This is a genomic window from Micromonospora sp. CPCC 205546 (genome assembly GCF_036902715.1).
Lineage (GTDB): Bacteria > Actinomycetota > Actinomycetes > Mycobacteriales > Micromonosporaceae > Micromonospora.
The window spans coordinates 1-22,859 of record NZ_JBAKHL010000021.1; the positions used below are offsets into that span (position 1 = coordinate 1).

Genomic DNA, 22,859 nt, shown 5'->3' on the forward strand with positions numbered 1-22,859 from the left:
TGGCCTCCGACTTCGACCCGCCGGCCTCGGCCGAGCCGCCGCCGGTGACGGCGGCCCGCTGAGCGCCGCGGGCGGGGTCAGCCCGCCCGGCGTGCGGCGTGCGCGCGCGCCGTCAGCTCCGCGGCCAGGACCCACGCCTCGGCGAGGTCCCGGTCCCGGGCGGCCGCGCCGGCGCCGCCGGCGGTGTCGGCGTGCACCGTCGCCAACCGCAGGCGCCGCTGCGCCGGCCCCTGCACGACCCGTACGCTCTGGATCCGGGCGTACGGTACGAGCGCCAGCTGCCGGGTGAGCAGGCCGGAGCGGACGGCGAAGACCCGCGGGTCGAGCCCGGCGCCGAGGACGCCCCGGCTCAGCGGGTTGAGCCAGCGGGCCCGTGTCGGCGGCGGGCTCAGCGGCAGCGCGGCCAGCCGCACCCCGGGCAGCACCTCGGCCACGATCGCGTCGCCGGTCGCCCGGTCACCGACGGGGAGCAGCCGGTCCGGGCGGTTGCGCTCGTCGCCCTCGGCGGCGGAGTAGCCCGCCACCTCCAGCCGCAGCCGCAGCCAGCCCTTGACCCGCCACAGCAGCGGCCAGGTCACGCGGACGGTCTGCACCCGGTCCAGCGGCACGGTCTGCGCGCGGGTCTCCAGCAGCCCGTTGCGGACCCGCAGCGTGCCCTCGTCCCGGGCGAGCCGGAAGTTCCAGTCGTCGAGCACCCGCCGCACCGGTTGCAGCAGCACGCCCGCCATGGCGGTGAGGGTGCTCGCCACCGCGACGAACGACCAGGTGTCCTCGGAGAGGAACTGCGCCACCACGAACGCCACGCCGAACGGGATCATGAACGCCTGCGGGGTCAGCAGCTGGCTGACCAGCAGGTCCTTGTTCGCCACGGCGTGCAGCGGCCGGCCGGGCGGCGGTTGCGGGGTGACCGGCGGGCCCGCCGCCCCCGCCGGCGGAGGCGCGGTCGGCGCGGCCGCGGCCCGTCCGGCGAGGGCGAGCAGCCGCTGGCGCAGCGCGTTCGCCTCGGCGACGCCGAGGTAGGCCAACGGCGCCTCCGTCTTGCCGCCGCCCACCACCTCCAGCCGCAGCTCGGCCAGGCCGGTGAGCTGGGCGAGCAGCGGGCGGACGACCTCGACGGCCTGGAGCCGCTCCAGCGGGATCGCCCGGGTGCGTCGCCAGAGCAGCCCCTCGTACACCCGCAGCTCTCGGCCCACCACGTGGTAGCCGGTGAAGTACCAGCTCACCACGGCCAGCACGGTGGCGCCCAGGGCCAGCACCGCCGCCATCACGGCGAACCAGCCGAAGCCGACGCGCGACAGCGTCGACCAGGACAGGCCGGCGATGACCACGACCAGGGACTTGGCCCCGTGCAGGGCGGGACTGAGCGGGTGCAGCCGCTGCCGAGGCTCGGGTTGCGGGGCGGGCCCGGGGGCTTGCGGTCGGCCGTCGGGCTCCGCGCCGGGACCGGCCGTCCCGGGCGGGGCGCCGGGCTCGGCCGGGGTCGGCCCGCGGCGGTCCGTGCCCCGGGCGGCCGGGTCGCTCACAGGCCCTCCGCCCGGTCCTCGCCCAGGGCGGTGAGCCGGTCGCGCAGCCGGGACGCCTCCGTCGGGCGCAGCCCCGGCACCCGGGCGTCGCTCGCCGCCGCGGCCGTGTGCAACTGCACGGTGGCCAGCCCGAACGCGCGCTCCAGCGGCCCGGCGCTGACGTCCACGAACTGCATCCGCGAGTACGGCACGATGGAGAGCCGGCGGACCAGCAGGCCGTGGCGGACCAGCAGGTCGTCCTCCCGCTCCGCGTAGCCCCAGGCCCGTACGGCGCGGACGATCGTCATGCCCCGCAGGATGCCGAACAGCACCACCACGCCGACCGCCACGCCGAGGAACCCGCTGCCGCTGACCGCCCAGCCGATGCCCAGCCCGAGGGCGAGCACGATCAGCACCATCGCCAGGCGGATCAGCTCCACCCAGATCTGGTCGGACGAGATCGACAGCCAGCGGACGGTGTCCGGCCACGGCTCCAGAGGGCCCGCCGGCTCGAGGGGCGACGCCGGTGGCGGGCCGGCGGACCCGTCACCACTCACCGGGGAAGTCCGTTGTGCGCGCTCACCCTTCGAGCGTAGGCGATCCGGGCGCCGGTACGACCTCGCGGAGGAAGCCACGGGCGTCGAGGAAGCCACCGAGGGTGGTGCGGTGCGCGGCGCACGCGAGCCAGGTCTTGCGCCGGTCGGCGTCGTGCAGCCGCGGATTGTTCCACCTCAGCGCCCACTCGGCGGGGGCGCGACAGCCGCGGGACGAGCAGACCAGCGGCTCGTCGGCGGGGAGGGGGATGCTCATCCCGCCCAGTCTAGGGCGGCGGCACCGGAAGTTTGAGCGCCGGGCGGCCACGGGGGGAGCCGCCCGGCGACGGGGTGAATGGTACACACGCCGGGCCGGTCCCTGTCCACCCACGATCGGCGAGTCCGCCCCGCGCGACGGCGTGGCGAACCCCAGCCCCGGGCCCCGGGGACGGCGCGGCGAAAATCGCCTTCTCCCCACCTCGGCACTCAGCCGGGCATGCGAGTCTTGATACGCACCACGCCACGCGACAACCGATCATGCTGTGGAGGACCGGTGGCCCAGCCGACCACGCCCGACGCCCCGACGCCGAACGGGACGGGCCCCGAGACACCCGAGCCGGTGACCACGCCGGCCGAGGACGCGACGCTGCTCGAGCGGGCGCTGTTCGAGATCAAACGGGTGATCGTCGGGCAGGACCGGATGGTGGAGCGGATGTTCGTCGCGCTGCTCGCCCGGGGCCACTGCCTGCTGGAGGGCGTGCCCGGGGTGGCGAAGACCCTCGCGGTGGAGACCCTCGCGAAGGTGGTCGGCGGCTCCTTCGCCCGCGTGCAGTTCACCCCCGACCTGGTGCCCGCCGACATCATGGGCACCCGCATCTACCGGCAGTCGAGTGAGAAGTTCGACGTCGAGCTGGGGCCGGTCTTCGTCAACTTCCTGCTCGCCGACGAGATCAACCGGGCGCCGGCCAAGGTGCAGTCGGCGCTGCTGGAGGTGATGGGCGAGCGGCAGGTCTCCATCGGCGGCGAGACCCACCGGGTGCCCGACCCGTTCCTGGTGATGGCGACGCAGAACCCGATCGAGCAGGAGGGCGTCTACCCGCTGCCCGAGGCCCAGCGCGACCGCTTCCTCATGAAGATCGTCGTGGGGTACCCGACCGACGCCGAGGAGCGGGAGATCGTCTACCGGATGGGGGTGGCCCCGCCGCAGCCCGCGCCGGTCTTCGCCACGCCCGACCTGATCGCCCTGCAACGCAAGGCGGACCAGGTCTTCGTGCACAACGCCCTGGTCGACTACGCAGTCCGGCTGGTGCTGGCCACGCGCGCCCCGGCGGAGCACGGGATGCCGGACGTCGCCCAGCTCATCCAGTACGGCGCCAGCCCGCGCGCCTCGCTCGGCCTCGTCCGGGCCACCCGCGCGCTGGCGCTGCTGCGCGGCCGGGACTACGCGCTGCCGCAGGACGTGCAGGACATCGCGCCGGACATCCTGCGCCACCGGCTCGTGCTCAGCTACGACGCGCTCGCCGACGACGTGCCCGCCGACCACGTGGTGCACCGGGTGATGTCCACGATCCCGCTGCCCTCGGTCGCGCCCCGGCAGCAGGCCACCGCAACGCCGACCGCCGCGCCCCCGGGCGCCGGTTGGCCCGGTCAGCGCCCGTGACCTCACCCGCCCGTCGGCCTGCCGACGTCCCCTCCGACCGCACCGAAGCCGTCCTGTCGCGGCTGCAACTGATGGTCACCCGCAAACTCGACGGCCTGCTCCAAGGCGACTACGCCGGCCTGCTGCCCGGGCCGGGCAGCGAGGCGGGGGAGTCCCGGGAGTACCGCCCCGGCGACGACGTACGCCGGATGGACTGGCCGGTCACCGCCCGCACGACGATGCCGCACGTCCGGCGCACGGTGGCCGACCGGGAGCTGGAGACGTGGCTGGCGGTGGACCTCTCGGCGAGCCTGGACTTCGGCACCGGCCGGTGGCTCAAGCGCGACGTCGTGGTGGCCGCCGCGGCGGCGCTGGCCCACCTGACCGTCCGGGGCGGCAACCGGATCGGCGCGGTGATCGGCAGTGGCGGTGGCGCGGGCGCGCCCGCCCGCCGGTGGCGCCCCGCGCCGCCCGTCGCCGGCCCGGACGTCTACACCCGGTTGCCCGCGCGCGGCGGCCGCAAGGAGGCCCAGGCACTGCTACGGGCGATCGCCGGCACCGAGATCCGCACCGGGCGCAGCGACCTGGGCACGCTGGTCGACATGCTCAACCGGCCACCCCGGCGGCGGGGCGTGGCGGTGGTCATCTCCGACTTCCTCGCCCCGCCGGAGCGCTGGGCCCGGCCGCTGCGTAAGCTGCGCGTCCGGCACGACGTGGTCGCGATCGAGGTGGTCGATCCCCGGGAGCTGGAGCTCCCCGACGTCGGGGTGCTGCCGGTGGTGGACCCGGAGACCGGCGAACTGCACGAGGTGCAGACCGCCGACCCGCGGCTGCGCCACCGCTACGCCGAGGCGGCGGCCGCCCAGCGGGCGGGGATCTCCGCGGCGCTGCGTGGCGCGGGTGCGGCCCACCTGCGACTGCGTACGGACCGAGACTGGCTGCTCGACATGGTGCGTTTCGTGGCCGCGCAGCGGCACGCCCGCACCAGGGGGACGACACGATGATCCGCTTTCTGCAACCGTGGTGGCTGCTGGCCGTGCTGCCGGTGCTCGCCCTCGCCGCGCTCTACGTCTGGCGGCAGTTGCACCGCCGGTCGTACGCGATGCGGTTCACCAACGTGGACCTGCTGCGCACCCTGGCACCGAAGGGGATCGGCTGGCGTCGCCACGTGCCGGCGACGGCGTTCCTGCTCTGCCTGCTGGTGCTGGCGACCGCGCTGGCCCGGCCGTCGGTCGACACCCGGGAGCCGCTGGAGCGGGCCACCGTGATGCTCGCCATCGACGTGTCACTGTCCATGCAGGCCGACGACGTGGCGCCGAACCGGTTGGAGGCGGCGCAGGAGGCGGCCAAGCAGTTCGTCGGCGAGCTGCCGGAGAGCTACAACCTGGGACTGGTGTCGTTCGCCAAGTCGGCGAACGTGCTGGTGCCGCCGGGCAAGGACCGCGACGCGGTGACCAACGCGATCGACGGGCTGGTGCTGGCGGAGGCGACGGCGACCGGGGAGGCGGTCTTCACCTGCCTGGAGGCGATCCGGACGGTGCCGGCCGACGGCGCGGCGGGGATTCCGCCGGCCCGCATCGTGCTGCTCTCCGACGGCTACCGCACCTCGGGTCGTTCGGTGGAGGAGGCGGCCACGGCCGCACAGGCGGCGAACGTGCCCGTCTCGACCATCGCCTTCGGCACCGACTCGGGGCAGGTGGACATCGGCGGTCAGCTGCAACGGGTGCCGGTGGACCGGCTGGCCCTGGCCGACCTGGCCGAGGCCACCGAGGGCTACTTCTACGAGGCGGCCTCGGTGACCGAGCTGAAGCAGGTCTACCAGGACATGGGCAGCTCGATCGGGTTCCGCACGGAACCCCGCGAGGTCACCCAGTGGTACGCGGGGGTGGCCCTGCTGCTGGCGCTCTGCGCCGGCGCCCTCAACCTGTTGTGGTCCTCGCGGATGCTCTGACGCGCCGGCGACGACCGGCGGCGGTCGGTGCCCGCCGCCGGCGTCGACGCGCCCGGCGGTCGAACACGCCCCGCCGGTCAGCATCGGGCGGTCAGTGCGCGGCGCCGCCGGCGAGGACGAAGACGACGGCCACCCAGACGGCGGCGAGGGTGAAGCCCAGCGGGGCGACGTAGCGGCTCATGGACGGCTCCGGGCGGCGACTGGACGGTCCGCGCGTGCGGGGGCGGACCGCAGGAGGGGTGATCAGGACGCGCACACGAAGTCGTGACCGGGCGGCTCCCGGCGGGCCGCCCGGGCGACGGGCGGCGCGGCACGGTCACCCGGCGCGGGGCCGGTGACCGGGCGGAGGCGGGGAGCGGAGCTGGGTCAGCTCACCTGCTGAGTCGTGGCTCAGCGGGGCTGACGATCGGCCCGGCCACGACTGGGAGGATCGCTATCTCGCACAGCGATCACCTCCTGCGGTCGGCGGGGCCCGGAACGCGGGCCGCGTGGCCCGCAAACGTGGATCATCGTACACCCGCGGGGTGCCGGCGGCGCACCCGGCCGAGCGGCCGGACGCGGCCCGTCGGCGGGGCCGCCGCGTCGTCGTTCGGCGGCGCGTGCGCCTGCCTCGCCGAACCCGACGGGGCCCCGGCGGAGGGCGCCACACGGCCCGGACGTGCACGGCGTTAGCGCTTACCTGCCGGTAACGCCTAGGCTCCGACCGACCGGGAGATCACTGAACTACAGGGGGAACCGTGGCCCGTACCGTCCTGGTGACCGGCGGCAACCGGGGGATCGGCCTGGCCATCGCGCAGGCCTTCGCCAAGCAGGGCGACCGGGTGGCGGTGACCCACCGCAGCGGCGAGCCGCCCGAGGGGCTGTTCGGGGTGCGCTGCGACGTGACCGACTCCGAGTCGGTCGACGCGGCGTTCGCCGCGATCGAGGCCGAGCTGGGGCCGGTGGAGGTGCTCGTCGCCAACGCCGGGATCACCGACGACACGCTGCTGCTGCGGATGTCGGAGGAACAGTTCACCCGCGTGCTGGACACCAACCTCACGGGCGCCTTCCGGTGCGCCAAGCGCGCCTCCGGCAAGATGCTGCGCGCCAAGTGGGGGCGGATGATCTTCATCTCCTCGGTGGTCGGCCTCTACGGCGGCCCCGGCCAGGTCAACTACGCGGCCAGCAAGGCCGGCCTGGTGGGCGTGGCCCGCTCGATCACCCGCGAGCTGGGCAGCCGCAACATCACGGCGAACGTGGTCGCGCCCGGCTACGTGGAGACCGACATGACCGCAGGCCTGCCCGAGGACCGCAGGACCGAGTACCGCAAGGCGATCCCCGCCAACCGGTTCGCCCAGCCCGACGAGATCGCGGGCGTGGTGACCTGGCTGGCCGGCGACGCCGCCGGCTACGTCTCCGGCGCCGTCATCCCGGTCGACGGCGGCCTCGGCATGGGCCACTGACCACGCGGTCACTGAGAACTACGGAGGAATCCCTGCATGTCCGGACTGCTCGCCGGTAAGCGGCTGCTGGTCACCGGCGTCATCACCGACGCCTCGATCGCCTTCTCGGTGGCGAAGCTCGCCCAGGAGAACGGGGCGAAGGTCGTGCTCACCGGCTACGGCCGGCTCTCCCTGGTGGAGCGGATCGCCAGGCGGCTGCCCGAGCCCGCCCCGGTGATCGAGCTGGACGTGACCGACGCCGACCACCTCGCCGGGCTCGGCGACCGCGTGCGCGAGCACGTCGACGGACTGGACGGGGTGGTGCACTCGATCGGCTTCGCCCCGCAGAGCTGCCTCGGCGGCGGCTTCCTCGACGCCCCCTGGGAGGACGTGGCGACCGCGCTGCACGTCTCCACGTACTCCTACAAGTCGCTGGCCATGGCGGCCCTGCCGCTGATGTCCGCCGGCGGCGCGGTGGTCGGCCTGACCTTCGACGCCACCAAGGCGTGGCCCGTCTACGACTGGATGGGCGTGGCCAAGGCCGGGCTGGAGTCCGCCTCCCGCTACCTGGCGATGCACCTGGGCAAGCAGGGCATCCGCAGCAACCTGGTCGCCGCCGGGCCGCTGCGTACCATCGCCGCCAAGTCGATCCCCGGCTTCGAGCAGTTCGAACAGGCCTGGGCCGAGCGCGCCCCGCTGGGCTGGAGCCTCACCGACCAGGAGCCGGCCGCGCGGGCCTGCCTGGCGCTGCTCTCCGACTGGTTCCCGGCCACCACGGGCGAGATCGTGCACGTCGACGGCGGCTACCACGCCATCGGCGCCTGAAGGGTAGGGGCCCCCTCCGATCGCCCGTCGCGCGGCAGCGGCGCACCGTTGCTGACGGGCGGCATCAGGGGGGCCCGCCCGGCGGGTACGGCGACCGGGAAGAATGGGGTCATGGCGTACGACGCGGTGGTCCTGGTGTCCTTCGGCGGACCGGAACGGCCCGAGGACGTGATGCCGTTCCTGCAGAACGTGACCCGGGGGCGGGGTGTGCCGCCGGAGCGGCTGGCGGAGGTCGCGGAGCACTACCAGCACTTCGGTGGCGTCTCCCCGATCAACCAGCAGTGCCGGGAACTGCTCGCGGCGATCCGGGAGGACTTCGCCGCCAACGGCGTCGACCTGCCGGTCTACTGGGGCAACCGGAACTGGGACCCGATGCTCGCCGACACCGTGGCGCAGATGCGCGACGACGGCGTCACCCGCGCCCTGGCGTTCGTGACCAGCGCCTACGGGGGCTACTCCTCCTGCCGGCAGTACCAGGAGGACATCGCCGCGGCGCGCGCGGCGGTGGGTCCGGACGCCCCGCTCATCGACAAGGTCCGCCAGTTCTGGGACCACCCCGGCTTCGTCGAGCCGCACGCCGACGCGGTGCGGGCGGCGCTCGGCCGGCTCGACCCGGGAAAGCGGGACGGCACCCGGCTGGTGTTCACCGCGCACTCGGTCCCGAACTCGATGGCGGCCAACGCCGGCCCGCACGGCGGCCGGTACGAGGCGCAGCTCGCCGAGGTCGCCCGGCTGGTCCACGCGGCGGCCGCCCCGGACCTGCCCTGGGACCTGGTGTGGCAGAGCCGCTCCGGTCCGCCGCAGGTGCCGTGGCTGGAGCCGGACGTCAACGACCACCTGCGTACGCTGGCCGGGGCCGGCACCACCGCCGTGGTGGTCAGCCCGATCGGGTTCGTCTCCGACCACCTGGAGGTGGTGTGGGACCTGGACACCGAGGCGCGCCAGACGGCCCGGCAACTCGGGCTGGACTTCGTGCGGGCGGCCACCCCCGGCACCGACCCCCGCTTCGTGGCGATGGTGCGCGAGCTGGTGCGGGAGCGGACCGACCCGGACGGGGTCGACCTGCGCCGCCGCCTCGGCGGGTTGCCGATGTGGGACACCTGCCCGACGGTGTGCTGCGTCCCGGCCCGACGTCCCACCGCCGGCCCGGCCTCCGGCGCACCGGCCTCCTGACCGCCGCGCCGGCGACCCCGCCCCCGGAAGCCGGCCATCCGACCGCCGCGTCGGCCACGCCGACGACCCGACACCCCCGGAACGAGTGACGATGCAGGACCGCAAGCCGGTGGAGAGCTGGCTGACCGACATGGACGGCGTGCTGGTGCACGAGGGTCAGCCCGTGCCCGGGGCACCGGAGTTCGTCTCCCGGCTGCGCGCCTCCGGCAAGCCGTTCCTGGTGCTCACCAACAACTCGATCTACACACCCCGCGACCTCACGGCCCGGCTGAGCCGAATGGGCCTGGACGTGCCGGAGCAGGCGATCTGGTCGTCCGCGCTGGCCACCGCCCAGTTCCTGGCCGACCAGCGGCCGGGTGGCACCGCGTACGTGATCGGGGAGGCCGGGCTGACCACCGCGCTGCACGCGGTCGGCTACGTGCTCACCGACTTCGCCCCGGACTACGTGGTGCTGGGGGAGACCCGCACCTACAGCTTCGAGGCGATCACCAAGGCGGTCCGGCTGATCAACGACGGGGCGCGGTTCATCTGCACGAACCCCGACGTGACGGGCCCGTCCGTGGAGGGCGCGCTGCCGGCCGCCGGCTCGGTCGCCGCGATGATCTCCAAGGCGACGGGGATCGAGCCGTACTTCGTCGGCAAGCCCAACCCGATGATGATGCGCTCCGCGCTCAACACCATCAACGCGCACTCCGAGACGACCGCGATGATCGGCGACCGGATGGACACCGACATCCTGTGCGGGCTGGAGGCCGGCCTGGAGACGATCCTGGTGCTGACCGGGATCAGCAGCCGCGCCGAGGCGGAGCGCTACCCGTACCGGCCGTCGCGGATCGTCGACTCCGTCGCCGACCTGGTCGACGAGGTCTGAGCCGGTCGCACGGGCGGCCGGCCAGGCCGGCCCCACGGTGCTCCGACGCCGTGCCCCGGGGCGCGGGCGGGCCGCCGGAGGTGCACGGTAGCCGGGCGATCCGTGGCTCGCCGACGCCGTGCCCCGGCGGTGCGTCCGGCGAGGTCAGGGGCGCAACGGGGCGTTGCAGGCGGCGACCAGCGCCTGGCGGCAGGCGGTGGTCAGCGGGCGCAGTGCGGCGTCGCGCTGCTGGGCCTCGTAGTTGTTGATCGCGCCGCCCGGCGCGGCATGACCGGCCAGCGCGAGCACCCGGTCGAGGACGGCGGCCCGGGCGAAGAGCCGCCGGGCGCGCGGATCGAACCCGGGCGGCAGGTCGGTGGCGCCGTCCGGTCGGCGCAGCGCCTCCAGCGCCCCGGCCAGCTCGGGTCGCCACTGCGCGACGTCCAGCCGGGTCAGCGCGGCGGTCGTGTCGGCCAGGGCGACCGCCAGCTCCGCCTCGGCCTCGGCCGCACCGGGCAGCACGAGGGAGGCGGCCGGGGCGTCGGCCGGCAGCGGGTAGACCCGCCAGAGCACCGTCTCGAAGGTGTCGCCGGAGCCGGACGTGTGCGTGCGTACGTGCGGGATCAGCCCCAGCCCTCCGGCGACGACGGCCTCGCCGGCGACCAGCGCCGCGCCGGCGAAGTCGCCCGGACCGGGCAGCCCGCGCGGGTCGCCGGGGGCGGGCAGCACGAGCCGGATCTCGTCGGGCGAGAGCTTCGCCAGGGTGGGCAACGCCTGGGGCAGGGGGACGTCGGTCCAGGTGCCGGGCGCGTCGGCGACCAGGTGCTCCTCGTGGCCGGCGATGGCGTCGGCGACCTCGTCGAAGGGCACCAACCCGGCGCGCCAGGCGCGTACCCAGGCAACGAACCGGCTGGACCGGCGCGGTGTGAGAGTGGCCGCGCCCGCTGCGGGGGTGGACATGCCGAAAGGGTACGTGGTCATCGCCGTCCCTGTCTCGACTGCCGCTCCGACCGCCCCGCCCCCACTGAGGCCCCCGCCCCCGCACCCCACACTCCCCGCCCCCGCACCCCCACACTCCCCGCCCCCCCACGCCCCACCCTCCCACCCCCGCGCGCCCTATCCCGTCGATCATGGAGTTGTGGTGGGCGGATTGTCGGCAGTTGCGCCTTTTACGGGCACCACAATTGCATGATCGACGGGGTGGGTGGGTGCGCGGGCTGGGGGGCGGGCGCGGGTGGGGTGGGTGGAGCGGGGTGTCGGGTGCGGGGGCGGGGGCGGGGGGTTAGCTTGATCGGCATGCGGCGGTATGGGGACGACGTGCTGGCGGGGGACTGGCGACGGCGGAAGGTCACGCCCGAGGTGGACGCCGAGGCGGACCTCGTGGTGGAGGACGCCGACTCCGGCTTCTGCGGCGCGGTGGTCGGCTTCGAGGCGGGCGCGGTGGTGCTGGAGGACCGGCACGGGCGCCGACGCAACTTCCCGCTGCTGCCGGCGGCGTTCCTGCTCGACGGGCGGCCGGTGACGCTGCGCCGGCCGACCCGCGCCCCGGTGCCGGCCGCCCGCCGCCGCACCGCCTCCGGCTCGATCGCCGTCGAGGGCGTACGCGCCCAGGTCGCCAAGGCCAGCCGGATCTGGGTGGAGGGCGTCCACGACGCCGCCCTGGTCGAGCGGATCTGGGGCGACGACCTGCGCGTCGAGGGCGTGGTGGTGGAGCCGCTCGACGGCATCGACGCGCTCGACGCCGAGGTGCGCGACTTCGCCCCCGGCCCCGGGCGCCGCCTCGGCGTACTCGTCGACCACCTGGTCGCCGGCTCCAAGGAGAGCCGGATCGTGGCGAAGGTGACCTCCCCGCACGTGCTGGTGACCGGGCACCCTTACGTCGACGTGTGGCAGGCGGTCAAGCCGGCGGCGCTGGGCATCCGGGCGTGGCCGGTGGTGCCGCCGGGGCGCCCGTGGAAGGAGGGCGTGTGCGCCGCGCTCGGGGTCGCCGAGCCGGCGGAGATGTGGCGGCACATCCTGTCCCGGGTCGACAGTTTCGCCGACGTGGAGACTCCGCTGATCAACGCGATGGAACGCCTGATCGACTTCGTGACGGAGCCGGCCTGAGCGTGGTTGCGGCCGGGGCGGGGGGCCGCCGTGCCCGGCGGAGGGATCAAGCCTGACCGCCCGGAGCCGGGCACGGCGCCCCCCCCCGCCCGTCGGGTGACGGCCCCCGCGCGGGCGTCGCGCCTCGGGTCCGGGTCGCGGACCCCTGCGGCTCCGGACGGGTCTGGTCAGGGCTCCTGGTCGGGGGTACGGGTGAAGACGAAGGTGGCGATGTCCAGCGCCACCGCCCGCCCCGCCTCGTCGCGCAGCACCGACAGGATCTCGCCGTTCTCCGGGCCGGAGCGACCCCGCCAGCGGTCCGGCCCCGCCGGGACGAACACGCTCACCCGCTCTCCGCGCACGTACACGACCAGCTCGCCCGCGGTTGCGTCCCAGGCGACGTCGAGCGACGCGCCCATCCACCACCAGCGGCCGGTCACCTCGTCGACCTCGGCGGGCGGGGGAGTGGCCGAGGGCCGCCAGGGCTGCGGGAACGCCGGCTCGGCGTCCAGCACCGTGGTGAGGACCTGTCGCCCGATCCCGCCGATCCCGCCGGTGCGGAAGCCGTACGAGTTGGCGAAGGCGATCACGCCGGTGCGGGACGGGCGGTGCACCGCGAGGGCGGCCACGTAGCCGGGCATCGAGCCGCCGTGCCCGACGTAGACGCGCTCGCCCTGCCGGTAGAGCTCCAGGCCGAGACCGTGCCCGCCGGTCCACGAGTCCACGTCGCTGATCGACACCGGGACGCACATCTCGGTCAGCGTCGCCGCCGCCAGCACCTCCGGCGCCGGGTCGGCCAGGAAGGCCGCCCAGCGGGCCAGGTCCTCGGCGGTGGACCAGAGCTGCCCGGCGGGGGCCATCGCCCCGGTGTCCGTACGCGGCTCCTCCCGCAGCGTGTCGTGCCAGGGGTGCACCACGTAGCCGCGGGCGAACGGCTCGGTCGCCGCGTAGGTGGTGCGACGCATGCCGAGCGGCTCAAGGACGCGCTGGCGCAGCAGCTCCGCCCAGGGGGTGCCGGTGATCCGCTCCAGCACCCCGCCGAGCAGCCCGTACGCCAGGTTCGAGTAGTGGTAGGCCCGGTGCGGGGGATAGGCGATCTTCTCGGCGCTCACCCCGGCCAGCAGGGTGGCCAGGTCCACACCCTCGGCGCGCTCCCACCACTGCCCGTCCGGCTCGCGACGCAGGCCGCTGGCGTGCCCCAGGAGCTGCCGCAGGGTGAGCGTGCCCACACCGGTGCCGGGCAGGTGCCTCTCCAGCGGGTCGTCCAGCGCCAGCCTGCCCGCGTCGCGCTCCTGCAGGACCAGGGTGGCGGTCATGGTCTTGCTGATCGACCCGAGGCGGTACTGCAGGTCGGCCTCGGGACGCGGGTGCTCGCCGGCGGTGGCGAGGTGCGTCAGCACGCCGTCGCGTACCACGCCGACCAGCAGCGACGGCGTACGGCCGGCGGACTGCGCCCCGGCGACGAGGGCGTCGATCCGGCGGGCGGTCTCGGGCAGCAGGGACACGGGGCTCTCCTCGGTGGTCTTCCCGCCCCGCCGGGCGGGCCGCTGGGGGTGCCGCCGAGCTTACTGATCTTCGCTAGTGGGCTCCACGTGCTTTGACGTGTCACGATCGGGGGGTGGACGCCGTGCTGTGGATCGTGTTGGGTGTCGTTCTGGCGATCGCTGAGATCTTCACGACGACGCTGTTTCTGATCATGTTCGCGGTCGGGGCCCTGGCCGCCGCGGGAGCGGCGGCGCTCGGCGCCCCGGTCGAGGTGCAGGCGATCGTCTTCGCCGCGGTGTCGGCGCTGACGGTGCTGGGTGTGCGCCCGACGCTGCGCAGGCACCGCCGCTCCGCGCTCGAGAGCGGCGAGCAGCCCTTCGGCGTGGAGGCGATCGAGGGCAGCACGGCGCTGGTGCTGGAGCAGGTCGACACCGGCCAGGGCATGGTGAAGATCGACGGCGAGCTGTGGCAGGCCCGCTCCTACGACGCGAGCCAACACTTCGCCCCGGGCGAACGGGTGCAGGTGATCCAGGTGCGGGGCGCTACCGCCCTGGTGTGGCGGGACGACGTTTCCCCTTCCGGCGAGCTACCCGAAGCGAAAAGGTGAGTACATGGAACTTGTGATCCCGGTCCTACTGATCGCTATCGCGCTGATCGGGGTGATCACCCTGGCCAAGGCGGTGCGGATCGTGCCGCAGCAGCGTCAGGACGTGGTCGAGCGGCTCGGCAAGTACAAGCGCACGCTCAACCCGGGACTGAACATCCTGGTCCCGTTCGTCGACGCGGTGCGCACCAAGGTCGACATGCGGGAGCAGGTGGTCAGCTTCCCGCCGCAGCCGGTGATCACCTCCGACAACCTGGTGGTCTCGATCGACACGGTCCTCTACTTCAAGGTCGTCGACTCGGTCCGGGCCACCTACGAGATCTCGAACTTCCTCCAGGCCATCGAGCAGCTCACCGTCACCACGCTGCGTAACGTGATCGGCTCGCTGGACCTGGAGCGGGCGCTGACCAGCCGCGACCAGATCAACCGTCATCTGTCGGGCGTGCTGGACGAGACCACCGGCCGGTGGGGCATCAAGGTCACCCGGGTGGAGCTCAAGGCGATCGAGCCGCCGGCGAGCATCCGCGACTCGATGGAGAAGCAGATGCGCGCCGAGCGGGACCGCCGGGCGGCGATCCTGAACGCCGAGGGGCACAAGCAGTCGCAGATCCTCACGGCCGAGGGTGAGAAGCAGTCCGCGGTGCTGCGCGCCGACGGTGACCGGCAGGCCCGCATCCTGCAGGCCGAGGGCCAGGCGAAGGCGATCAAGACGGTGTTCGACGCGATCCACCAGGCGAACCCGAGCCAGAAGGTGCTCGCCTACCAATACCTCCAGGCCCTGCCGCAGATCGCCAACGGCAGTGCGAACAAGGTCTGGATCGTGCCGGCCGAGCTGACCAAGGCGCTGGAGGGCATGGGCGGCGCGCTCGGCGGGCTGAGCCGGATGGTCGGCGACGAGCCGGCGCCGGAGGCGGCCGACGGCGCGAGCGAGGTGGAGCGCGAGGCGGCCGAGGCCGCACGGGCCGCGGCGGCCGCCGCGCAGCAGATCCACGACGAGGTACGCGTCGCCGAGGCGCAGGCCTCCGGCGGCAAGCCGCAGGGGCTGCCCGCGCCGGAGCCGGTCTCCCCGGGAAGCCTGCTGAACGACCCGGCCAACCAGCGCGAACGGGGCTGACCGGGTCCGGGCGTCGATCGCCCGGAAATGCGAGAAAGACTCATGGGGCGCTCCGTCGCCTGCCACCATCGGTCCTAGGACGGGCGGTGAGCAGGCATCGGGGCGCCCCGGCGCGTCCCGCACCGCTCGTCGGACGAGCGAGGTGACGCATGAAGGATCCGGCGAAGCGGGTACGCTCCTCGGCCCCGGTGCCCGGTGCGCACGATCCCACCGGACCGATCGGCAGCCGGCGCACCGGCGGGGGGTTCGGCGTGCTGCCCTTCGTCGAACCGACGCCGGCCGGACCGGCCACGAACGCCACCTGGGCCTGGTCGTTGCGCCGGCTTGCCCGCGGCGCGGTGTGGCTGCTGCCCGCGTACGCCATCCTCTACGCCGTCGTGGCGATGGGCAGCGACGGCGGGGTGGGCAACGACCCGTACCCGGCCGACGGCCGGCCCCTCTACCTGGTGGGCTGGGTGGCGGCGGTGTGGCTCGGGCTGCTCGCCCTGCTGGCGCTGACCGGGCTGCTGGCGGCGACCCGCAGCCGCCGGGCGGCCGTCGCCGGCCTGCTCGTCTCCATCGCCGGCACGGTGCTCATGCTGCCCTTCGCGGGGCTGGCGGAGCAGACCCCCGTCTTCGGCACCACCGCGCGCACGCTCGTGCTCGTCGGCGCCACCTGCTACAGCCTGGGCTGGCTGCTGACCGGCTGGTCGGTGGCCCGCTCCGGGACGTTCAGCATCGGCGACGGCGCCATGCTGATGATCGCCGCCCCGCTGCTGGGCGTCGGCGGCGCGCTGATCGGCTCGCTGCAGACCTTCGGCGCGATCTTCGTGCTGATCGCCGGCATCGGCGTCGGTTACCGCTCCGGCCGGCTGGTGCCCCGGGACATCGCCCGCGACGCCGCCAGCGCGAGCCTCGCCACCGTCGCCGCCCCGGCGGCTCCGGGCGGCCCCAACGGCCCCCTGCCCACCTGACCCGCCGCACCGCCTCCGACGGCACCGGAACCGGCGGGCGTCGCCGGACCGGGCGGGCGTTGGGGTCGACGGTGTCCACGGGGCCGGCGGTGCCCGAGGGGCGGATGGGATGGGAAGTCGCTGGTCACGGGCGGTGAAATTGCTGACAACCGGGCTGCGGGGGTGGTCGATCGGCCCGTCGCGTGGCAACCCTGGGGACCATGGCCCCACCCCGCCCGCCGCTGTCGCGGCTGTTCACCGTGCTGCTCGCCGGCGTGCTCGCCGGCCTCGTCCTGGCTGTCGCCGCGCTGCCGGGAAACCTGCTGCTCGGGTTCGCCGCCAAGGCCGCGGTCGGGTCGTACGCCGCGCTGCCCGAAGCGCTGCGCACGCCGGCCACCCCGCAACGCTCCTACCTCTACGCCAACGACGGCAAGACGCTGATCACCACGTTCTACGACGTCAACCGCACCGACGTGCCGCTCGACGAGATCGCCCCGGTGATGCGGCAGGCCATCGTGGCGGCCGAGGACCGGCGCTTCTACGACCACGGCGGCGCCGACCCGCGCGGGCTGCTGCGAGCGGTGGTGTCGAACGTCTCCGGCGGCGGGCAGCAGGGTGGCTCCACGCTGACCATGCAGTACGTCCGCAACGTGCTCAAGACCGACCCCGGGCGCACCGCCGAGGAACGCGCCGCGGCCACCGAGCAGACCGTCGGGCGCAAGGTCCAGGAGATCCGGTACGCCACGGCGCTGGAACAGCGCCTGAGCAAGGACGAGATCCTCAACCGCTACCTGAACATCGCGTACTTCGGCTCCGGGGCGTACGGCATCGCGGCGGCCAGCCAGCGCTACTTCGCCAAGGCACCGGCGGAACTGACCCTCGGCGAGGCGGCCCTGCTCGCCGGCCTCGTGCAGTCGCCGGAGGCGTACAGCCCGATCGACGGCGACGCGGACGCGGCGCTCCAGCGGCGCGGCTACGTGCTCGACTCGATGGTCGACACCGGCGCGATCACCGCAGAGGAGGCCGCGCGGGCCCGCGCCGAGAAGCTGACCCTGCGCCCCACCGCCCAGCCCAACGGCTGCACCGCCGTCGCGCAGGGCCACGACGACTGGGGCTTCTTCTGCGACTACCTACGGCAGTGGTGGCTCGCGCAGCCCGAGTTCGGGGCCAGCGTCGAGGAGCGCGAGCAGGCGCTGCGCCGCGGCGGCTACACCGTGGTGACCTCGCTGGACCCGAAGATCCAGGCCACCGCGCAGAAGCAGGCCACCGACGTCTACTCCTACGACAACAAGCGCGCCCTGCCGATCGCCGCCGTCGAGCCGGGCACCGGTCGGGTGCTGGCGATGGCGGTCAACCGGCGCTACAGCCTCGACGCCAACCCCGCCGGGCAGGCCAACCGCCCCAACACCGTCAACCCGCTCGTCTCCGGCGGCGACAGCGTGGACGGCTACCAGGCCGGCTCGACGTTCAAGCTCTTCACCATGCTCGCCGCGCTGGAGGCCGGCAAGCCGCTCTCCACGGGCTTCGACGCGCCCAGCCGGCTGCCCACCCGGTACGCGGCCGAGGGCGAGGGCAGCTGCGACGGCCGGTGGTGCCCGGCCAACGCCAACCCGGAGTGGATGGACGGCTACCGGATGATGTGGGACGGCTTCGGCCGCTCGGTCAACACCTACTTCGTGTGGCTGGCCGAACAGGTCGGGCAGGAGAAGGTGGTCGAGATGGCGAAGCGCCTCGGCATCACCTTCCGGGCCGACGCCGACGCCACCTTCGCCGAGAACGACGCCGCCGACTGGGGTTCGTTCACGCTCGGGGTGACCGCCACCACGCCGCTCGACCTGGCCAACGCGTACGCCACCGTGGCCGCCGAGGGCACCTACTGCACCCCGCTGCCGGTGGTGTCGGTGACCGCGGCCGACGGCGAGCGGGTGCCGGTGGGCGACCCGTCCTGTCGGCGGGTGCTCGACGCCGACGTGGCCCGGGCCGCCACCGACGCGGCCCGCTGCCCGGTCGGTCAGCAGTCCACGCTCGCGCAGTGCAACGGGGGCACGGCCACCTCCGTGAACCGGATCCTCGACGGTCGGCCGGTGGCCGGCAAGACCGGCAGTTCGGAGCGCAACGCCACCGAGACCTTCGTCGGCTTCACCCCGCAGGTGGCGGTCGCCGGCATCGCCGCCAACCCGGACGACCCGACCGACTCGGTGGGTGCGGCGGTGCAGGCGAGGGTGATCGACGCGGTCGCCCGGGTCATCGGCGCCGCCGTCGCGGGTGAGCCGCGCAAGGCCTTCGCCGCGCCGAGCCGCGAGCTGGTCGGCGACCCACGTCGCCCGGTGGAGCGTCCGCCGGTCGAGCAGCGTCGCCCGTCGGAGGAGCGCCGCCCGTCGGAGGAGCGGCGGCCGTCTCCCTCGGACGAGCGCCTGTCCGACCTGCGACGCTGGCTGGATCGCCGCGGCTGACGGCGGGCCGCGAGCCGCGAGCCTGGGGCGCGGTCACCTGCCGGCGTCCGGGCGGCGGTCGGCCCGAGCGGGTCGGTCGCGTACCTCCGGGGCGGGCCCCACAGCCGTGTGCAGCACGCGGTCCAGGGCGGCGCGGACCTCGGCCGGCCCGCCGTCCGCGTCGACGACGGTGAACGTGCCGAACTCCGGCAGGTCCCGGTAGCCGGCGTCCAGCGCGCGCAGGTAGGGCAGCTCCTCGGTGTCGACGCCCCGGGTCAGCACCCGCTGCTGCGCCACCTCGGGCGAGACCGCCAGGAAGCAGACCACGTCCGGCCGCGGAAAGATCCCGAATGCCAGCCGCGTCAGGCGCCCGCCCCGGTCGCCACGGACCCGCATCACCACGTACTGGCACCAGGACCACCGGTCCATCACCGCCGCGCGGCCGGTCAGCCGGGACACCAGCACCGCCCGGGCCATGGCGAGCCAGCGTACGCCTGCCTCGAGCGCCACGTAGCCGGTGCGGCCGAACAGGTGCGGCCCGTCGCGGCGACCCAGTGCGCGGGCGAGCCGGTCCCACAGCGGCCGGCCGCCGGGGTTCTCGAAGTAGGTGGCCGGCACCCCCGCCGCGCCTAGCCGGTCGGCCAGCGCCTTCGCCTGTGTGGTCTTCCCGGCCCCGTCGATGCCGACCAGGGCGATGATCGTCGCGCCGCGCACAAGCGGCACGGTAACGGTGCCGGACCAGTCGGCGGAAAACCCGGAGCAGAGTCCGTCCGGGGATGTCAAAGCCGGCGCCGCCGCTCCGACCACCTGACGAGGACGCCCACGAGGGGCGTCGCGACGCCAACGGGAGCAAGGCCATGCGAGAGATCATCTACGGGGTGCACCAGTCGCTCGACGGGTTCATCGAGGGGCCGAACGGCGAGTTCGACTGGCCGCAGATGGGTGACGAGCTGTCCGCGTACTCGCTGGCGCAGTGCGACCGGGTGGGCGGGTTCCTCTACGGCCGCAGGGTCTGGGAACTCATGGCCGGCTACTGGCCGCAGGTCGAGTCCATCTCCGACCACCCGCACGACCTGGCGTTCGCGCCGATCTGGCGGCGTACGCCGAAGGTTGTCCTCTCGCGCACCCTCACCGCCGCCGAGCACGGCGCGCAGGTCGTCGGGGGTGCCGATCTCGGCAAGGAGGTCACCGCGCTCAAGGAGCAGCCGGGTGGCGACCTGCTGCTCCTCGGCGGGGCCGGGGCCGCCGGCGCGCTGACCGGCCTCGGCCTGATCGACGAGTACCAGATCTTCGTGCACCCGGTGGTGCTCGGCGGCGGCAAGCCGGTCTTCGCGGCCACGGAGCGGATCAACCTGCGCCTGGTCGAGTCGCGGGGCTTCGACGGCCGGTCGGTCCTGCTGCGCTACCGCCGGGCGGACTGACGCCTCCGCACCGACCGACGGTGGCCGGCCCGGTCCGCGCCGGGTCAGCCCCGGCCGCGGCCCGGCCGGAGGGTGGCGATCGCCGTGGGCAGGCCCCGCCGGATGATGCCCGCCCAGTCGGTGTCGCCGCGCAGCACGGCGGCGGCGGTGTTGCGGGCCTGCTCGGCGGTGAAGTGCGGCGGCAGCATCAGCTCGGCCGGGTCGACCAGGGCGTTGACGACCACCGGCCGGTCCGCGCTCAGCGCCCGGTCCCAGACGCCCGGCACCTGCTCCGGCGCGTCGACCAGCTCGCCGTGCAGGCCCAGCACCTCCGCCCACCGGTGGTAGCCGATGTCGGGCAGCTGCTGGCTGTCCGGGAACATCGGCGTGCCCTCGCTGGAGCGCTGCTCCCAGCTGACGAAGGCCAGGTCCCGGTTGTTGAGCACCAGCACCACGAACCGGGGGTCGGCCCAGCTCCGCCAGTACTTGGCCACCGTGATCAGCTCGTTGATCCCGTTCATCTGCATCGCGCCGTCGCCGATCAGCGCCACCAGCGGGCGGTCCGGGTGGGCGAACTTGGCGGCCAGCGCGTACGGCATCGCCCCTCCCATCGAGAGCAGGGTGCCGGAGAGGCTGGCCAGCATGCCCGGGCGGACCTGGATGTGCCGGGCGTACCAGGCGGTCGTGGTGCCGCAGTCGACCGAGATCATCACGTCGTCGGGCAGCCGGTCGCTGAGGGTGGTGAAGAGCAGCTGCGGGTTGACCGGGTCGGCGGACTGCCCGGCCAGTTCCCGCTGGGTCCGGCGCCAGGCGGAGGTGGCCCTGCCGATCGTCTCCCGCCAGCGGCTCGGTCCCGGGCCGGGGCCGAGCTCGCGCAGCAGCGCCCGCAGGGTGGGACCGGCGTCGCCGGTCAGGTTCACCTCGGTCGGGTACCGCAGCCCCAGCTGCGTACCGTCCCGGTCGATCTGCACCGCCCGGGCCTGCCCCGGCGGGTAGAACTCCGAGTACGGCATGTTGCTGCCCACGATCAGCAGCCGGTCGCACCCGTTCATCAACTGCCAGCTGGGCCGGGTGCCGAGCAGGCCGATCGCGCCGGTCACCCACGGTTCCCGGTGGTCCACGGCGGCGAACCCGAGCAGTGCGACCGCCACCCCCGCGCCGAGCCGGTCGGCGACCGCGCGGACCTCGTCCACCGCGCCGAGCGCACCCTGCCCGACCAGCATGGCGACCCGCTCGCCGCCGCCCAGCACCTCGGCGGCCCGGCGCACGTCGGCCTCCGGCGGCACCGTGGGGCCGCTGCTGGGCACGTCGCTGGTGCGGTAGTAGCCGTGCGCGTGTGGTGGGTCCGGTACGGCCGGCGCGTCCTGGATGTCGGACGGCAGCACCAGCGCGGTGACCGTACGCCGGGCCAGCGCCGTGCGGCAGGCCCGGTCGACCAGGTGGCGGACCTGGCTTGGGTGGTCGAGCTGGGCCAGGAAGGCGGCCGCCACGTCCTTGTAGAGGGCGAGCAGGTCCACCTCCTGGTAGTAGCCGCCGCCCTCGGCGGTGAGCGCGGTGTGACCGACCAGGGCGACCACCGGCTGGTGGTCCAGCTTGGCGTCGTAGAGGCCGTTGAGCAGGTGGATCGCGCCGGGGCCGCTGGTCACCAGCGCGCAGCCGAGCGGCCCGCCGCCGTACTTGACGTGCGCCGAGGCCGCGAAGCCGGCGGTCTCCTCGTGCCGGACCTGGACGAACTGCGCCCGGTCCCCGGTGCGTTGCAGCGCCGAGGTCAGGCCGTTGATGCCGTCGCCGGGATAGCCGAAGTAACGGCGCACGCCCCAGCCCGCCAGCCGGTGCACGACGTGATCGGCGACGGTGGCGCCGCGGGGCAGCGGTCCCAGGTCGACGCGCCGTCCGTCCGGGTGGTCGGTCCGGTCCGGCCCCGGCGTGCCCATGGGACGTGCGTTCACCTGGCTGTCCTTCCGTCGGTCCGCCGATCCGGCCTGCCATTCCCCTTCTTACTTGGACAAAACGCCCCCGATCGGTGCGGCGTCGGGCGGCCCGGGGCGGCCGCCGCGCATCCGGCAGAATCGGCGGGTGCCCATCCACCCGATCACCGACCCCGACGACGACCGGATCGCCGACTACCGGGCGTTGACCGACGTCGAGCTGCGCACCCGCTGGGAGCCGCCGCACGGTCTGTTCATCGCCGAGGGCGAGCTGGTGCTGCGCCGGGCGCTGCGGGCCGGCTACCCGGCCCGGTCGTACCTGGTGGACGCCAAGCGGGTCGACCAGCTCGCCGACCTGGACACCGGCGACACCCCGGTCTACGCGGCCACCCAGGACGTGCTGCAGCGGGCCACCGGCTTCCACGTGCACCGGGGCGTGCTCGCGTCGTTCCGGCGCAAGCCGCTGCCGGCCGCCGCCGAGGTGCTGGCCGCCGCGCGGCGGGTGGTGGTCCTGGAGGACGTGAACAACCACACGAACCTGGGGGCCATCTTCCGGGCGGTGGCCGCGCTCGGCGTGGACGCCGTGCTGCTCTCGCCGACCTGCGCCGACCCGCTCTACCGGCGCAGCGTCCGGGTCAGCATGGGCGAGGTGTTCGCGATCCCGTACGCGAAGCTGGAGCCCTGGCCGGACGCGCTCGGTGACGTCCGCGCGGCCGGCTTCACGGTGCTGGCGATGACCCCGGCGCCGGACGCGGTGCCGATCCAGCGGCTCGACGCGGCCCAGCGGGCCCGGGCGGCGCTGCTCATGGGGGCCGAGGGCGCCGGCCTGACCCGGGCGGCGATGGACGGCAGCGACGTCCGGGTGGTGATCCCGATGCGCCGCGGCGTCGACTCGCTCAACGTCGCCGCCGCCACCGCCGTGGCCTGCTGGGAGCTGGGTCGCGACGACCCGGCCTAGTGTCCCGCCCGGGGAGGTGGTGCCGGC

21 protein-coding genes are annotated in these 22,859 nt (G+C 74.5%); 14 read left to right on the forward strand and 7 right to left on the reverse strand.

Annotated elements, in window-relative coordinates; genetic code table 11:
• Positions 1 to 77 precede the first annotated feature (77 nt).
• From V6U77_RS12660 to V6U77_RS12670, 3 genes are read right to left on the reverse strand one after another with little or no spacing between them, the layout of a single operon-like run.
• Entirely contained in the window at positions 78 to 1,523 is a 1,446-nt protein-coding gene (locus tag V6U77_RS12660; protein WP_334606479.1) for a PH domain-containing protein, read from the reverse strand.
• Positions 1,520 to 2,059: a PH domain-containing protein gene (locus V6U77_RS12665; RefSeq protein WP_334606480.1), complete on the reverse strand. Its 540-nt coding sequence runs from the start codon at positions 2,057 to 2,059 to the stop codon at positions 1,520 to 1,522. Before V6U77_RS12665 ends, V6U77_RS12660 begins: the two co-directional genes overlap by 4 nt.
• Before the next feature lie 22 nt (positions 2,060 to 2,081).
• A complete protein-coding gene (locus V6U77_RS12670; RefSeq protein ID WP_334606481.1) occupies positions 2,082 to 2,312 on the reverse strand; it encodes a hypothetical protein in 231 nt (76 codons plus the stop codon).
• Between the two features lie 276 nt (positions 2,313 to 2,588).
• Between V6U77_RS12670 and V6U77_RS12675 the strand changes: the two genes are divergently transcribed.
• The 7 genes from V6U77_RS12675 to V6U77_RS12705 all read left to right on the forward strand — a co-directional run bounded on the left by V6U77_RS12675 (position 2,589) and on the right by V6U77_RS12705 (position 9,915).
• Positions 2,589 to 3,695, forward strand: a complete 1,107-nt coding sequence (locus V6U77_RS12675) for an AAA family ATPase (protein WP_334606482.1) — start codon at positions 2,589 to 2,591, stop codon at positions 3,693 to 3,695.
• Positions 3,674 to 4,678, forward strand: a complete 1,005-nt coding sequence (locus V6U77_RS12680; protein WP_334606483.1) for a DUF58 domain-containing protein — start codon at positions 3,674 to 3,676, stop codon at positions 4,676 to 4,678. The genes V6U77_RS12675 and V6U77_RS12680 overlap by 22 nt, the downstream gene beginning before the upstream one ends.
• Positions 4,675 to 5,625, forward strand: coding sequence for a VWA domain-containing protein (locus tag V6U77_RS12685; RefSeq protein ID WP_334606484.1), 951 nt, complete (start codon positions 4,675 to 4,677; stop codon positions 5,623 to 5,625). Before V6U77_RS12680 ends, V6U77_RS12685 begins: the two co-directional genes overlap by 4 nt.
• Positions 5,626 to 6,362: 737 nt before the next feature.
• Positions 6,363 to 7,067 carry a beta-ketoacyl-ACP reductase gene (locus V6U77_RS12690; protein WP_334606485.1) on the forward strand — a complete coding sequence of 235 codons (705 nt, stop codon included), beginning with the start codon at positions 6,363 to 6,365 and terminating at the stop codon, positions 7,065 to 7,067.
• A gap of 36 nt (positions 7,068 to 7,103) precedes the next feature.
• Positions 7,104 to 7,871 (forward strand): enoyl-ACP reductase FabI, encoded by a 768-nt coding sequence (gene fabI / locus V6U77_RS12695; protein WP_334606486.1) that lies wholly within the window; start codon positions 7,104 to 7,106, stop codon positions 7,869 to 7,871.
• A 111-nt stretch (positions 7,872 to 7,982) separates the two neighbouring features.
• Complete coding sequence (locus tag V6U77_RS12700) at positions 7,983 to 9,044, forward strand: ferrochelatase (protein ID WP_334606487.1); 1,062 nt, start codon at positions 7,983 to 7,985, stop codon at positions 9,042 to 9,044.
• A gap of 91 nt (positions 9,045 to 9,135) precedes the next feature.
• Positions 9,136 to 9,915 carry an HAD-IIA family hydrolase gene (locus V6U77_RS12705; protein WP_334606488.1) on the forward strand — a complete coding sequence of 260 codons (780 nt, stop codon included), beginning with the start codon at positions 9,136 to 9,138 and terminating at the stop codon, positions 9,913 to 9,915.
• A 144-nt stretch (positions 9,916 to 10,059) separates the two neighbouring features.
• On the opposite strand, the gene V6U77_RS12710 is transcribed toward V6U77_RS12705, so the two are convergent.
• Positions 10,060 to 10,854 (reverse strand): hypothetical protein, encoded by a 795-nt coding sequence (locus V6U77_RS12710; protein WP_334606489.1) that lies wholly within the window; start codon positions 10,852 to 10,854, stop codon positions 10,060 to 10,062.
• Positions 10,855 to 11,190: 336 nt separating this feature from the next.
• Here V6U77_RS12710 and V6U77_RS12715 point away from each other — a divergent pair, with 336 nt between their 5' ends.
• Positions 11,191 to 12,000: a DUF3097 domain-containing protein gene (locus V6U77_RS12715; protein ID WP_334606490.1), complete on the forward strand. Its 810-nt coding sequence runs from the start codon at positions 11,191 to 11,193 to the stop codon at positions 11,998 to 12,000.
• Between the two features lie 167 nt (positions 12,001 to 12,167).
• Here V6U77_RS12715 and V6U77_RS12720 read toward each other — a convergent pair whose 3' ends face one another.
• Positions 12,168 to 13,484, reverse strand: coding sequence for a serine hydrolase domain-containing protein (locus tag V6U77_RS12720; protein WP_334606491.1), 1,317 nt, complete (start codon positions 13,482 to 13,484; stop codon positions 12,168 to 12,170).
• Positions 13,485 to 13,597: 113 nt separating this feature from the next.
• Here V6U77_RS12720 and V6U77_RS12725 point away from each other — a divergent pair, with 113 nt between their 5' ends.
• The 4 genes from V6U77_RS12725 to V6U77_RS12740 all read left to right on the forward strand — a co-directional run bounded on the left by V6U77_RS12725 (position 13,598) and on the right by V6U77_RS12740 (position 18,567).
• Entirely contained in the window at positions 13,598 to 14,071 is a 474-nt protein-coding gene (locus tag V6U77_RS12725) for an NfeD family protein (protein WP_334606492.1), read from the forward strand.
• Positions 14,072 to 14,075: 4 nt separating this feature from the next.
• On the forward strand, positions 14,076 to 15,182 hold the full coding sequence (locus V6U77_RS12730; protein ID WP_334606493.1) for an SPFH domain-containing protein: 1,107 nt from the start codon (positions 14,076 to 14,078) through the stop codon (positions 15,180 to 15,182).
• Between the two features lie 149 nt (positions 15,183 to 15,331).
• Positions 15,332 to 16,135 carry a hypothetical protein gene (locus tag V6U77_RS12735; protein WP_334606494.1) on the forward strand — a complete coding sequence of 268 codons (804 nt, stop codon included), beginning with the start codon at positions 15,332 to 15,334 and terminating at the stop codon, positions 16,133 to 16,135.
• Positions 16,136 to 16,335: 200 nt separating this feature from the next.
• Entirely contained in the window at positions 16,336 to 18,567 is a 2,232-nt protein-coding gene (locus tag V6U77_RS12740; RefSeq protein ID WP_334606495.1) for a transglycosylase domain-containing protein, read from the forward strand.
• 33 nt (positions 18,568 to 18,600) lie between these two features.
• On the opposite strand, the gene V6U77_RS12745 is transcribed toward V6U77_RS12740, so the two are convergent.
• Positions 18,601 to 19,260 (reverse strand): dTMP kinase, encoded by a 660-nt coding sequence (locus tag V6U77_RS12745; RefSeq protein WP_334606496.1) that lies wholly within the window; start codon positions 19,258 to 19,260, stop codon positions 18,601 to 18,603.
• A 143-nt stretch (positions 19,261 to 19,403) separates the two neighbouring features.
• Between V6U77_RS12745 and V6U77_RS12750 the strand changes: the two genes are divergently transcribed.
• Positions 19,404 to 19,967, forward strand: coding sequence for a dihydrofolate reductase family protein (locus V6U77_RS12750; protein ID WP_334606497.1), 564 nt, complete (start codon positions 19,404 to 19,406; stop codon positions 19,965 to 19,967).
• A gap of 44 nt (positions 19,968 to 20,011) precedes the next feature.
• Here the strand turns inward: V6U77_RS12750 and V6U77_RS12755 are convergent, their stop codons facing one another.
• A complete protein-coding gene (locus V6U77_RS12755; protein ID WP_334606559.1) occupies positions 20,012 to 21,880 on the reverse strand; it encodes a thiamine pyrophosphate-requiring protein in 1,869 nt (622 codons plus the stop codon).
• On the opposite strand from V6U77_RS12755, the gene V6U77_RS12760 reads away from it, so the two are divergent.
• Positions 21,801 to 22,832 carry a TrmH family RNA methyltransferase gene (locus V6U77_RS12760; RefSeq protein ID WP_442934424.1) on the forward strand — a complete coding sequence of 344 codons (1,032 nt, stop codon included), beginning with the start codon at positions 21,801 to 21,803 and terminating at the stop codon, positions 22,830 to 22,832. The genes V6U77_RS12755 and V6U77_RS12760 overlap by 80 nt on opposite strands.
• Positions 22,833 to 22,859: the final 27 nt, after the last annotated feature.

Coding starts and splice junctions, on each gene's coding strand:
- V6U77_RS12670 (WP_334606481.1), bottom strand. CDS start 2,312: ATGAGCATCCCCCTCCCCGCCGACGAGCCGCTGGTCTGCTCGTCCCGC.
- V6U77_RS12685 (WP_334606484.1), top strand. CDS start 4,675: ATGATCCGCTTTCTGCAACCGTGGTGGCTGCTGGCCGTGCTGCCGGTG.
- fabI (WP_334606486.1), top strand. CDS start 7,104: ATGTCCGGACTGCTCGCCGGTAAGCGGCTGCTGGTCACCGGCGTCATC.
- V6U77_RS12700 (WP_334606487.1), top strand. CDS start 7,983: ATGGCGTACGACGCGGTGGTCCTGGTGTCCTTCGGCGGACCGGAACGG.
- V6U77_RS12705 (WP_334606488.1), top strand. CDS start 9,136: ATGCAGGACCGCAAGCCGGTGGAGAGCTGGCTGACCGACATGGACGGC.
- V6U77_RS12710 (WP_334606489.1), bottom strand. CDS start 10,854: ATGTCCACCCCCGCAGCGGGCGCGGCCACTCTCACACCGCGCCGGTCC.
- V6U77_RS12715 (WP_334606490.1), top strand. CDS start 11,191: ATGCGGCGGTATGGGGACGACGTGCTGGCGGGGGACTGGCGACGGCGG.
- V6U77_RS12730 (WP_334606493.1), top strand. CDS start 14,076: ATGGAACTTGTGATCCCGGTCCTACTGATCGCTATCGCGCTGATCGGG.
- V6U77_RS12735 (WP_334606494.1), top strand. CDS start 15,332: ATGAAGGATCCGGCGAAGCGGGTACGCTCCTCGGCCCCGGTGCCCGGT.
- V6U77_RS12740 (WP_334606495.1), top strand. CDS start 16,336: ATGGCCCCACCCCGCCCGCCGCTGTCGCGGCTGTTCACCGTGCTGCTC.
- V6U77_RS12750 (WP_334606497.1), top strand. CDS start 19,404: ATGCGAGAGATCATCTACGGGGTGCACCAGTCGCTCGACGGGTTCATC.
- V6U77_RS12755 (WP_334606559.1), bottom strand. CDS start 21,880: ATGGGCACGCCGGGGCCGGACCGGACCGACCACCCGGACGGACGGCGC.